This is a genomic window from Pseudomonas syringae group sp. 26L6, assembly GCF_032587815.1.
In the GTDB taxonomy this organism is placed as follows: domain Bacteria; phylum Pseudomonadota; class Gammaproteobacteria; order Pseudomonadales; family Pseudomonadaceae; genus Aquipseudomonas; species Aquipseudomonas amygdali.
In genome coordinates this window covers 1-13,196 of the sequence record NZ_JAWHPJ010000022.1, presented here as the reverse complement: position 1 = coordinate 13,196, position 13,196 = coordinate 1, and the positions used below count along the sequence as shown (strand labels likewise).

At 58.4% G+C, this 13,196-nt stretch carries 4 protein-coding genes and 2 pseudogenes; 3 read left to right on the top strand and 3 right to left on the bottom strand.

Annotated elements, in window-relative coordinates; genetic code table 11:
- Positions 1-347: 347 nt before the first annotated feature.
- From RYA97_RS26510 to RYA97_RS13235, 3 genes and pseudogenes are all read left to right on the top strand, one after another.
- Positions 348-449: pseudogene (locus RYA97_RS26510) on the top strand (hypothetical protein); the annotation flags it as partial.
- An 898-nt stretch (positions 450-1,347) separates the two neighbouring features.
- A pseudogene (locus RYA97_RS13240) lies at positions 1,348-2,225 on the top strand (hypothetical protein).
- Positions 2,226-2,626: 401 nt separating this feature from the next.
- Complete coding sequence (locus RYA97_RS13235) at positions 2,627-3,529, top strand: hypothetical protein (protein ID WP_162883019.1); 903 nt, start codon at positions 2,627-2,629, stop codon at positions 3,527-3,529.
- A gap of 209 nt (positions 3,530-3,738) precedes the next feature.
- Here RYA97_RS13235 and recD read toward each other — a convergent pair whose 3' ends face one another.
- The 3 genes from recD to recC are packed head-to-tail and all read right to left on the bottom strand — an operon-like array spanning position 3,739 to position 12,994.
- Positions 3,739-5,832, bottom strand: a complete 2,094-nt coding sequence (recD, locus tag RYA97_RS13230) for an exodeoxyribonuclease V subunit alpha (RefSeq protein ID WP_117140339.1) — start codon at positions 5,830-5,832, stop codon at positions 3,739-3,741.
- Complete coding sequence (gene recB / locus RYA97_RS13225) at positions 5,829-9,521, bottom strand: exodeoxyribonuclease V subunit beta (protein ID WP_316892468.1); 3,693 nt, start codon at positions 9,519-9,521, stop codon at positions 5,829-5,831. The genes recD and recB overlap by 4 nt, the downstream gene beginning before the upstream one ends.
- The gene (gene recC, locus RYA97_RS13220) at positions 9,518-12,994 is read right to left on the bottom strand and encodes an exodeoxyribonuclease V subunit gamma (RefSeq protein WP_117140337.1); all 3,477 of its coding nucleotides are present in this window, start codon (positions 12,992-12,994) and stop codon (positions 9,518-9,520) included. Before recC ends, recB begins: the two co-directional genes overlap by 4 nt.
- Positions 12,995-13,196: the final 202 nt, after the last annotated feature.

The window sequence follows — 13,196 nt, the reverse complement described above, 5'->3', positions numbered from 1 at the left end:
CGACACCGTTTTGTCTGGCGGTGTTGATGTTGGAGGTTTGGAATGTGAGTTCGGAGAGTGAGGCTCTGAAACAGACAATGCGAGAAAAGAATAGTGCAAGGGCAACCGCCGGCATCATCAGCGCTATTGTAGATCTGACTATCGCGCTGGAGGCGCTGACTGTAAAATTACTGGGTAGCCAACCAAAAGATTTTTTAAGTAGAAAGTCTCTGTGGGTAATCTCTGAAGAAGGCGCAGAACGCTGGCTTGGAAAGACACTTGGCGAAGTTGTAACCAAGCAAATCACCAGCCGCCTGATCGCTCAAATACTTTCAGGAAGTCTACTTTGCACTATCAACCTATATGACATTTGGTATGCATGGCAATGGAATGATCAAGCTATATATGGCTATCTGCTAATTTCCATGGGCGGTCTACTAAGCGCTCTTGGTTCGATAGTCGGGGGGCTAACGGTCTACTTCGGCCTCAATCCGCTAGGCTGGGCGGCGTTGCTGCTGATCGGCATGGGCGTGGGTTTGGTCATCATTATGAGCTCAACGCCACTGGAGTCCTGGTTAGCAAACGGACCATTCGGTGAGAGCCATTCAATTGACCTGTATTTACAGGACCCATTAGAGGCCTTTTACCGGCTGGCAAGCCTGCTTGCGGGTATCAGTATCTCAATAGAGAGAAATCCGGCTCACGAACAGCACGCCACATTTGATACCCACGCAAAAATACCGCATGCCATACGCAGCGCTGACACCGTCATTCGTTTAGAGAGCCGTCTACCAGGCGTTATTGGCAGCCTTCACAGTGTCAGCATTCAAGCCGACTGCCGTCACTGCCGCATTCTTGAAAGGATCAATAATCAAGGCGTTCCCTACCGGGCAACAGTTGAAGTCACAGATAAAGCAACACGCCCCAATGCGCAGCGCCTCTATCCTAATGCGATTGAGCTGTTTTTCACCACACCGACTACCCAGATCTCATCAACTGGCAACAGCAGGCATTATTATAAATGGGCTGTAAGGGCTCAGTTCGTTTTAACTCACGGAAGAGAGAATTTATATTTCCCATCGCCTCCGGTCAAAGACCCGACTAAATATAGTTCAAAATGGGCAGTACCAAATTTTGAAGTCATCAATCGACCCTTTTGGGCAGATGAAACAACGCATAAGGTATCTTTGAATGACTGAATCAAAGACACACACTTGCTATGGACATAAAGCCTATAACCCTCACAATATCCCTGAGCAAAGACCGTATATTCGAAAGTCACGCGCGACTTACAAGTTTCGCCTGCCATGGGGTCTGACTCAGCAAGTGGCTACACCAGGGATCGTTAGACAATCCACCCCAGAAAAAATGAGATTCTGGGAGAGGGTGAAAATAGAGGATGACCGAAAAAAAACCTCGGAACCTATAAAGCCAGAATATTTGAAGACGTGGAGTTCCATCAGAATTTTGATCAGGAACGCTTTAGATTTTCACAGCTTCCATTCAGATCTCAATTCTGGATATTTATTCTACTGTTTGGAAAAGTAGGCTTCATTATCCTCTTTCCAATTTCAATAATCTCACACATCGCTGTTGTCCACGCTTGCGATGACTCATGGCAACAGGTCACTGTCGAGCTGCTAATAGGCCTCTACCCGTTTTTGCTAGGCATTCCGTTGCTCAGCTGGCTTATCGGCCACATCGTAATCAATCACTTTCCCCGCCTCTGGTTCCGCCCGCCAAAAGGCCCACTCTGGGAGCTAAACCGCAGAACGGGTCTCGTCACAATCTTCGGCTACAAACGCCATCGAAAAGAAGGGGTGATCGAAGAGTTCATCGCGCCGTTCTACGAGTTCGATGCCTACATGACCACCACGCATGATCGTCATGGCTGCTATCACGGCCTGATGCTCCAGCATCGATACGAGGAGCAGTGCATCAACTTTCACGCATTACTCGGCCCTGATGATTTCCAGCAACGCCCCTGTGCTCTCTGGGACTTCCTGCAAAACTACATGGACACAAGCGGCCCGATTCCGGATATCCCGTTGTTTGAACCGTACCGGCACCTGGACCCGGTCACTGCCAGTTACGATCAGCAGCGCGGCCGCGACCCTCGCTACTGGATCGACATGGATGACGCCACGTTCAAGGCCGAGGTCGATGCCATGTGGCAGCGGGTTTATGCGATTGACACGTTCAGCCGCCCGAATCTCATGGCTCGGTATGTGGATTACGGATCATGAGATGTGGCGTCCGGTCAGCGACGGGACTGTGTTCCAGGTCGGACGCATGCAAAACCTAAACCTCAGTCACACTTGATAACGCGCAAGGCTGCAGATTCGTGACGCGGAGCGTCACGGGATGCATGCCAACGCGGAGCATTGGCACGAGAGTCAACCCCGGTTTAGCGATGCGTGGACCAAGCCAGACGTCAATAAGGTTAACCAACCATTTTGGACAGATGAAATAACTCACCAGGCCGAGGCTAATGACTAAATCAATCCATAGGCTTTATTACGCTTCCCACTCATACAGTCCAGACAACATCTTACGGCAATCATGTGCACTTAAGCCCCGTACTATCTTGTCTGGTGCCATACGCTTGCCTTGGTCCTCAACTCAGGAGGCAGTGCCTATTGAACTCATGAAAAACTCCACACCTGAGAGCATGAGATTTTGGCAAAAAGAGCAGATAAAAGCGATACAACAGAAAGCTGAAAATACTTATGCACCGGCTATCTTTGAATCAGTTGACTTGCATCAAAAGTATGATCAAGAGCGATTCCGCTTTACTCAGCTCCCGTTAAAAACGCAATTATGGTTATTCATGCAACAGGGTGGAAAATGGTCTTTCATTATTTTGCTTCCTATGTTCTTGCTCGTAAGCTTCTTGGGTATCAATAAGCCGACTGACTCAGCCATCACCCTGTACTTTAATAATATCATCGAAACATTTCCGATTCTTATGGCACCTTGGTTGGTCTTTTGGGTCGTCGGCCATATCGTCATCAATCACTTTCCCCGCCTCTGGTTCCGCCCGCCAAAAGGCCCACTCTGGGAGCTTAACCGCAGAACCGGCCTGATCACGATCTTCGGCTACAAACGCCATCGAAAAGAAGGGGTGATCGACGAGTTCATCGCGCCGTTCTACGAGTTCGATGCCTACATGACCACCACGCATGATCGACATGGATCGTATTACAGCCTGCTTCTCCAGCATCGCTACGAGGAGCAGTCCATCAACTTTCACGCACTGCTCAGCCCTGACGATTTCCAGCAACGCCCCTGTGCACTCTGGGACTTCCTCCAAAACTATATGGACACCAGCGGCCCGATTCCGGACATCCCGTTGTTTGAACCGTACCGGCACCTGGACCCGGTCACTGCCAGTTACGATCAGCAGCGCGGCCGCAACCCTCGTTACTGGATCGACATGGATGACGCCACGTTCAAGGCCGAGGTCGATGCCATGTGGCAGCGGGTTTATGCGATTGACACGTTTAGCCGACCGAATCTCATGGCGCGGTATGTGGATTATGGCGTGTGAGGTGTTGTGTCGGATCTGCGGCGGCCCTTAGACGGGCTGCCTCAGTTGCGTCTGATGTACCGTGTGCACCGTTGCTGCCGGTTCCCGGCAGTTCGCGGACGAGTCCGCTCCCACTGGCGCCCGGTCCGCTTCCGCTCCATCCGGGCAGACGCCAGCTTTTCAGAGCCTTCACGACTTTGCAGGCGGCTTAGGCGTGATCACGGGCAGGCTCAAAGCCCCAACATCAGCCCACTCAGGCGTTTGACCTTGCGGCGCAGGGCTTCTTCGAAGATGCCGTGGCGGGGTTCGATCAGGCTGAACCAGTGTTTGGCGCGGGTGATGCCGGTGTAGATGAGTTCTTTGGTCAGTACCGGGTTGAGCGCTTCGGGCAGGATCAGGGCGGTGTGGGCGAATTCCGAGCCCTGGGATTTGTGTACGGTCATGGCGTACACGGTTTCTACCTCATTGAGGCGGCTGGGCAGGACGAAGCGCACGCCATCGCTGCCGTCGTTGCGCGGGAACGCGACACGTAGCACTTGCTTGCCGTCGCCGTCGCGCTCGGGCAGGCGCAAGGTGATGCCAATGTCGCCGTTCATCAAGCCCAGGCCATAGTCGTTGTGGGTCATCAACACCGGGCGGCCTTCGTACCATTGCTGTTCGCTTTCAATCAGCTTTGCGTTGAACAGCGCATGAGTGATGCGCTGGTTCAGGCCTTCCACGCCCCACGGGCCTTTGCGTACAGCGCACAGCAGTTGAAAGGCATCGAAGGCGCTGAGTACCGAGCGCGCCCAACGGGTCCAGCACGCGTCGTCCAGTGCCGAATCGTCGGCGGGCCGCTCGGCGGCGAGTACGTTCAGGTAATGCCGGTAACCCTGCGGACCTTGCTCGCCCCTGCCAAGACCGTCGAGGACCAGGCGTTCGAACTTCAGATCCTGTTCGCCCTTGAGGGCCAGGGCGAACAGGTCGTCGTGACTGCCCGCCGCAAGCAGCGCGCGGGCCTGTTGGTCCTGCTGCAGGTTGACCAGTCGGGCCAGCTGGCCGATGCCGCTGCCTTGGCCGAAACGACGCGAGTGGCGCAGCATCACCACTTGCTGGGCCAACGGATGCTGCTGTGCATCGCCCTGGCGCAAACCGCCCTTGCCAAGGTCTTCGCCGCTGACGGCTTCCAGCCAGGCCTGAGTTTCAGGGCTGTAAAAACCTTCTTCGGCGTCGCGACACAAATCGCCCAGTACGGCACCCGCCTCAACGGACGCCAACTGGTCCTTGTCGCCGAGCAGCACCATGCGCGCATGCGGCGGTAATGCGTCGAGCAGATTGGCCATCATTTCCAGGTCAATCATTGACGCCTCATCAACCACCAGCACATCCAGCGGCAGTAAATTGCCCGCATGGTGACGGAAATGCCGGGTGCCGGGGCGGCTGCCCAGCAGGCGGTGGACGGTGGTGACTTCGCTGGGGATTTTCTGCCGTACGTCGTCGCTGACATCCAGGCTCTGCACTTGCTGGCTGATGGACTCGGTCAGCCGGGCCGCCGCCTTGCCGGTAGGTGCCGCCAGACGGATGCGCAACGGCTGGCCACTCTGCACCGCCGGGGCCTGCAATAACGCCAGCAAGCGCACCACGGTTGTGGTCTTGCCGGTGCCAGGGCCACCGGTGATGATGCTGAAGCCCTTGCGGGTCGCCAGCGCGCAGGCAAGTTTCTGCCAGTCGATAATGGCTTGAGGCGCTGAGTTCGCAGGCCCGAACAGGGCATTCAGGCGCTGCGGCAGATCCTCCGGCGGCGTTTCGCTCTGCGCCAGGCGCTGACGCAAGGCTGCGGCGATACGCCGTTCATAGGTCCAGTAGCGGCGCAGGTATAAACGTCGCTCGGCAAGCACCAATGGTTTTTGCAGCGCCTCGGCACTTGAGTCTCCGACTTCGGCCACCAGCATGCTGCGCGCCAGCGCCTGGCACCAGGCGGCGCCATCCAGTGCTGCCAGCAGTTGCGAGGGCAGCAGCACTGTCCCGCCTTGCTGATCGCCCTCGGGTGGCAATGACAGGGCGAAGTCCGGTTCTTTCAGGGTTTCGTACAGATCCAGGCAGACATGGCCGTGACCGAGCTGATGGCTGGTCAGCGCCGCAGCCACCAGCACCAGTGGATCGGCGTGCGGATCGAGGTCACTGAGGAACGCGACAAATGCTTTGTCCAGCGCACGCAACCAGCCGCGCTCGACCCAGCGCTCCAGCAGGATCAACAGATCGCCGACGCGCGTCAGCGGACTCAATTCAGCGAGGCTGATGTCGTCCAGCGCGGTAGGCAACAGATCATCGAACGAGCGGCTCATGCCAATGCTCCCGGCAGGTCATGCGCTAACGGTTTACCCTGAAACAAAAGGTCCAGACTCTCTATCAGTTCGCGTGGTGGACGGACGAAATACGCGCCCTGAGAGACCGAACGGCTGCCGCGCAGGAACAGATACAGCGCACCGCCCATGTGCTGGTCGTAATCATAGTCGGCCATCCGTGCCTTGAGCTGACGATGCAACGCCAGCAAGTACAGGACGTATTGCAGGTCGTAGCGGTTGTCGAGAATGGCGGTTTCCATCGCCAGTTCGGTGTACGCAGTGTCGTCGGTGCCCAGCCAGTTGGACTTGTAGTCAGCCACGTAATAACGACCGTCGTGTTCGAACGTCAGGTCGATAAAGCCTTTGAACATGCCATTGAGCGAAACCGTCTCGGTCGCGGCACGCGGCGCGTTGTTGTGGGTGAAGCGGCGTACCAGGGCATCCATCTGCGCCACATTGACGTTGTTGCTGGCGAACCAGAATTCCATCTCTATGCGGTACTGATTGGGCTGGTCCAGCTCACCCAGCGCGACCGGTGTGGCATCCGGCGACAGACGCAACGGCATGTTCAGCATGTGCTGCAGCCAATCGCTCAGGGTATTGATCCAGCCCGCCCAACCGCGCCGATTGCAGCGCCGGGCAACGGCGTCCTGCAGTTTGTCCGGCGCGTGAGCGGTCACCGCAAAACCTTCGTTGCCAGCCCACTCAAGCAGTCCATGCAGAAAGGTGCCGGGGTTGGGGCCACGCGGAAAGCGGTGGATATCGCCGCCGCTGGTCAAAATGTCACGCGGCGCTTCAGGGTCCAGGCGCTCGTCGTCGAACAGCTTCTGTGCCTGCGGGCTGTCAGGCGATTCATCGGCACCGGTGGTTACGGTGTCGCCGATACGCAGGGCGCTGTAGGAGGCGATCCACCAGTTCTCGGCAGCGCGACGTTTGGGTACCAGCAGTTTGACCAGCGCGGCTTCGTTGCGCGGCGCACTGAAGCGTTCGTCAGTGGGCTCGGGAACAGGCTGCAAGGCAATCGCATCACAGCCTTGCGCGAGATCACGCAGCCAGACTTTCAGCTCTGCCGACTCGGCCAGCGCAACACCGCCACCCAGCAAATAACCCAACGCCGAACGGTGCAGCATCGAGTTGCTGGCATTGCCGCGTTTGAGGTCGGCAACGCCCAGCCAGCAAGCGTGTTCGGAACGGGTCAGCGCCACGTAGAGCAAGCGCAGGTCTTCGGCCAGACGTTCTTCATCGGCTTGCTGAATCAGCGCTTCGGTGGGCTGCAGGCTGATCTGCGAGTTGCCGTCGGTGTCATGAAACTGCAGTGGCAGGCGACTGCCGTCCACGGGTTTCGAGGAGCAAATGAATGGCAGGAACACCAGCGGATATTGCAGGCCCTTGGACTTGTGGATGGTCACCACCTTGACCAGTTGCTCGTCGCTTTCCAGACGCAGGATCTGTTCTTCGCCAGCCTGACCGGACAGCGCAAGGTGGTCGCCCAGATGCCGAATCAGCGCCTGTTCGCCGTCCAGTTCGGCGGCGGCCTGCTGCAGCAGTTCAGACAAGTGCAACAGGTTGGTCAGTACTCGCTCACCGTCGGTGCGCGTCATCAATGTCTGCGGCAGGGCAAAGTCGTGCAGCAAGCGGCGCAGCATCGGCAGCACGCCCTGGCTGCGCCACACGGCACGATAGCCACGGAACTGCATGACGCGCTGTTCCCACGCCAGCTCGTCCTGATTCAGACGCTCCAACTCGGCCAGTGGCAGGTCAAGCGTGATACATGCCAGTGCGGCACGCAGCGTACGTTCTGAATCAGGCTCGGCACAGGCTTTGAGCCAGGACAGCAGGTCGTGGGCTTCCTGAGCGGCGAATACTGAATCCTTGTCCGACAGATAAACACTACGCACGCCACGCGCGCTGAGTTGCTGACGCACCGCCTGCGCTTCCTTGCCATCGCGGACCAGAATCGCAATGTCGGCCGGACGCAGCCCGCGCAGCGGTTTATCAAGCATGGCGAAACCGGCACGGCCCTGCTGACCGGCGTTGAGCAGGCGCACGATCTCGCTGGCGCAACTGGCCGCCAACTGTTGGCGATAAATGACCCCGGACACCGGCTGTTCGCTTTCCAGATGCCAGACCGTCAGTGCAGTCAGTGGCGCGCCGTCGACTTCCAGGGTCTCTTTGCGCCCCTGAGCCAGCGCATTGGAGAACGGCACCTGATTGCCTTGATCATTACGAAACAGGAACGCTCCGCGACCTTGTGTACGTTGTTCTGCGCGCGTGAAGACATGGTTGACCGACGCGACCATTGCATGGCTGGAGCGGTAGTTGGTGTCCAGCGTGTGCCAACGGCCATCGGTGGCCTGCCGGGCGCGCAGGTACGTATAGATATCGGCACCGCGAAACGCATAGATCGCCTGCTTGGGGTCGCCGATCAGGAACAGCCCGGTCTGCTCGTCGTTACCTTCAAGGCGATAGATGCTGTCGAAGATCCGGTACTGCACCGGGTCGGTGTCCTGAAACTCATCGATCAACGCTACTGGAAACTGCTCACGTATCAGGGTGGCCAGACGTTCGCCGCCAGCACTGTGCAGGGCGGCATCGAGCCTGAGCAGCATGTCGTCAAAACCCATCTCGGCACGGCGCCGCTTCTCTTCTTCAAAGCGGGCGCTTACCCACTGCGCCGCATGCTGCAACACCGCGGCATCCGGCTTGGGCAGGCTGTCCAGCGCAGCTTTCAGCTGTGCCATGGCCTCGAAAGCAGGATGTGAAGGCGGATCACTTTTCCAGGCTTCGGCAACGCCTTCCGGAGTCAGGCGAGTGAAACCGGTTCCCAGGTCCAGCGTTTCCTGTGTGTCGTCAGCGGCCCATGCGGCAAGCTTTTCAAACCAGGGCTTGAAGTAGCGCTCCTGCATCTTGCGGCCATCGACCACTTTGCGGGCTACGGCATCCTGACAGAGCGCATACAGCTCTTCAGCCCAGGCGGCCCAAGGCGCTTTCAGGGCAGCGAGCGCTGCTCGGCGCTCCTGCAATGACGCCTCGATCAGTTCGGCGGGCTCTTGAGTGAGCGGGCTGCGATCACGACCAAACAAACCTCGCACACGCGGCAACAACGCCGCCGGACCGCTCAGATTTTCCCGCACCCAGGTCAACGCGTCGCCGCTCATGGGATAGCAGAAGCGGCGCCAGTAGTCGCGCAACACTTCACCGAGCAAATCGCTGTGGTCGGTTTCCAGGGTCTGGGTGAACAGGCTGCCGCTGTCGAATGCGTGTTCGCGCAACATGCGCTGGCACCAGCTGTGAATGGTCGAGACGGCGGCTTCGTCCATCCACTGTGCGGCGATGTCCAGACGGCTGGCACAGGCCGGCCACTGCTCGGCCTCGAACTGCTCGCGCAGCTCGGCAATCAAACCGTCAGGTGCGGCAATCTCGTCACGAAAGAACCGCGCAGCTTCCGCCAATCGGGTACGAATCCTGTCACGCAGCTCTTTGGTAGCGGCGTCGGTAAAGGTCACCACGAGGATCTGCGGCGGCAGCAATTCACGACCAAAGCCTGACTGTTCAGTGCCGTGCCCAAGCACCAGGCGCAAGTACAGGGCGGAGATGGTGAAGGTCTTGCCGGTCCCGGCGCTGGCCTCGATCAGTTGACTGCCGCGTAGCGGAAAGCGCAGTGCCAGAGGAAGGGAATGTTCGTTCATGCGCCACCCTCCCCGCCAGACAACGACTGCCAGGGCGCATCGTAAACCGGTTTGTAGAGCGTCTCGCACCAGCCTGCAAACTCTTCACTGTCGACCAGCGCGTCAAAGTCCGGAAACTGTCGGGCCAGCGCGGTGCTTTCGCGGCGCTCACCATCAGTGGTCTGTCCGTCACCCTCGTAGGCCTTGCGGGCTGCTGCTTCGGCTTTGTCGGCGGGCTGGCCCAGCCAGGCAAATGCGGTTTTGACGGCGACTGGTAAAGGCTCTTGCATGCCGCGTAGCCAAGCCATAAGCAAGTGATTCAGCGTGGTAATGGCCGCGTCCTTGTCCAACGGTTCGAGCATGAGGGTTTCGTCACTGGCGACCAGTGCCGTGTGCAACGGCAGCTCGCAGGCGCAGGCAACCAGGTGATTGACCCACGGCCGAATCAGCCGGTGCCATTTGCGAGTCTTTTTCGAGCCGATGCTGTTGGGAATCGCCGTGACCAGCAACAGCTCACCACGAGCGTTACGGTGCAGCCCGCCAAGCCAGCCATCGATACTCACACTGCCATGGCTGAAACTGATCGGTAATGCGCTGCTCAACGTTTCGGGCCAGAGGGTCAACAGGTCGTGGTAACGCTTGAGGACGTCTGGCAACGGCTCGATCAGCTCGCTCTGCATCAAGGTGCCGAACCCCGCGAGCGGCAGCAGGCCACTGGCTTGCAGTTTCAGTGCCTGGGCTTTCAGGGCGACATCCATATCGTCAGGGGAAGCCATCGCTGCGCTGAGCAGGCTTTCACTGAGGCCGTAACGCTCAAGCGCATCGAGCACGAACGGTTCCTCATCGGCGAGCGGCGCTTCGGCGACTTCGAAATAGATCTTCAGGCGCTGGCTGAAGAAATGCTTCACCGGGTTTCTCAGGAAGTCCTGTAACTGTGCAATGGACAGGGGTTCTTCCTGCTCATGGGGGGGAAGCGCTTGAGGTATGGGCACCTGAAGGTCGGTTTCATGCAGCAGGCGCCACTCGCGGGCGAAGCTGAAATACCCCGTGCCTGCATGGAAGTAACTGGCACTGAAAGGCTGCAGCGGGTGATCCACAGTCAGCGCGTTCAGCAAACGCTCGCCATCGTCCTGCTTGCCGTCCGGTTCGGTCTCGCCAGCCAGCTTCCAGCCACTGGCCAGGTGATCGCGCAATTGGCCAATCAGAACCGATGCAGGACGCTCGCTGTTGTCCCGAATGCTGTGGCCAACCCAGCTGATATAGAGCTGGTCTCTGGCCGAGAGCAGCGCTTCCAGCAACAGGTAGCGATCGTCTTCACGCCGCGAACGGTCGCCGGGGCGGTAGTCGCTGCCCATCAGGTCGAAATCCAGCGGCGGTTGCGCGCGCGGGTAATCGCCGTCGTTCATGCCCAGCAGGCAGACCACTTTGAATGGAATGGCGCGCATGGGCATCAGGGTGCAGAAGTTGACCGAGCCCGCCAGAAAGCGTTGGGATAGACGCCCCTGATCAAGCCCGGCCAGCCAGGCCTCACGCACAACGGTCAACGGCAGCTCATCGGTCAGCCCTACCGCTTCACAGGTTTCCAGCCAGTTTTCGCGCAGTGTTTCAAGCTGAGCGAGCAGGTAATCGTCGTGTTCGCTGTCGGCGAGGAAGAACAACTGCAACAGCGATTGCAGGCGCGTTCCCCACGTGTACGGAGTTGCGGGTGTCGATAATTCCGTATGGGCCACCTGAAGCGCGTCAATCAGCGCTACCAGTGGGCCGATCAATGCGGCATCAAGCCCGCCAATCTCATCGTAAGGCTCAATGCCGTCGTAAGCGTCACCTGCACCCACGGCGTAACCCAGCAGCATGCGCCGCAGACCAAAATGCCAGCTGTTCTGCTCCAGAGCATCCGGCAACCCCAGACCGGCACGCTGCTGTGCGTTGAGGCCCCAGCGAATGCCGGCGCCTTCTATCCAGCGGTGCAGCGTTGGCAGATCGCGCTCCTGAATCCTGAAGCGCGCGCGCAAGGCGGGAACGTCGAGCAGGTCAAGGATTTCGCTGACCGGGAAGCGGCTGTCCGGGAGTTTGAGGAGGTGTTCAACGGCAATCAGCAAGGGTTCGCGGCCACGTTGCCCCTGGTCGGCCAGCGTAAAGGGAATGAAGCGCCGATCTTCGCGTTCGATTTGCCCGAATACCGCTCGTATGTGTGGGGCGTAGCTGTCGATATCCGGGACCATGACAATCACGTCACGCGGGCGCAGGCCCGGGTCTTTGCTGAACCGTGCCAATAGCTGGTCATGCAGCACTTCCACTTCGCGCTGCGCACTGTGCGCAACATGGAAACGGACCGAGCGATCTTCCAGCGGATCGACTGCCGGCCAGAGCTCACGGGTTTCATCCAGCGGGCGTAGCTCGAGAATATCGTCCTGCAACTGATTCAGCAGATTGGTGGGCTCGACTTCACTGAACAGATCAATCCGCTCATCCTTGAACGAAGAGCGGTAGCTGCGCGGATCATCATGGCTGTCCAGCAAATTGATGTAATCGCGACCCTGCTTGCCCCAGGCAGCGAGCAGCGGGTGAGCATGCTGATGCAGCGCTTGCGGGTCGAGGACCATCGGCATTCCGGTCTTGCGCGCCTGGCGTTTGTACTGGTGACGCAGCAGGTCCTTGTCGGCGACGATATCAGCCCAGTGATGGCGACACGGGTTGTGAACGCAGAGCAGAACCTGGCTGAACTTCGCCAGGCCCGCCAATGCCTCGAGCGCTTGTGCGGGCAGCGAGGAAATGCCAAAAACGATGACGCGTGCCGGCAAACCCGGAGGCGCTTCGGTCATGCTGCCGATGCGCTCGATGAAACGCTGATGTACACCCGCTCGACTCTGCGACATACCTTTGGCACCGACATCATTTAGCAGCGCGCGCCACAGTTCGGCTTGCCAGCAATTGGCGGCTGACAGCGGTCTGGGCTGACCTCGCCCATCGCGCAATTGATGGCGGCCAGCGGCCCAGTCCTCCAGCCAGTCGGCGCGGTAAACCTGATATTGGTCGAACAGATCTGACAGACGCTCGGACAATTGATAGCGCTTGCGCAGATCAGTGTCGTCGGTCAGGAAACGCTGCAGGGGCTCAAAGTGTGGCTGATTGATGAGTTCAGGGAGCAAGCGCATCAAGCGCCAGGTCAGCGGGGTCTTGTCGAGCAAGGAAGTCGACGGTATTTCATCGCTTCCGAGAATCATGCGGTACAGCGTCCACATGAAACTACCGGGCAATTGGACGTCTATGGCTGCGGCAATGCCACAGCCGCCGCTGTCTTCATCCTGAGCGTCCTCGGCCAACGCCAGTTTCAACCACTGCGCAATGCCGTTGCTCTGCACCAGAGCAATCTCGTTTTCCAGGGGGGCCAATGGATAACGTCGCATCCACGACACAACCAGACTGCGCAGCTCATCCGGGCGGTTGCCTTGAACCACCATAAAACCTGCACTCAGAGAGGTTGTAACGGACATGCTTGCTTCCTTGACCGGTGCGTAGAACCTGATGCCGAACCATAAGGGCAAGCGCGCTGGATTGCCATAAGCATGTTGGTCTGAATGACTGCCGGAGAGGTATGGTTATGAGTTCAGGAGAATGCAGAGGTTTGTGGAACCCCAGACAAACAAAAACCCTCAACGCGTAAGCGATGAGGGTTTCTGGAATTTAATCTTGACG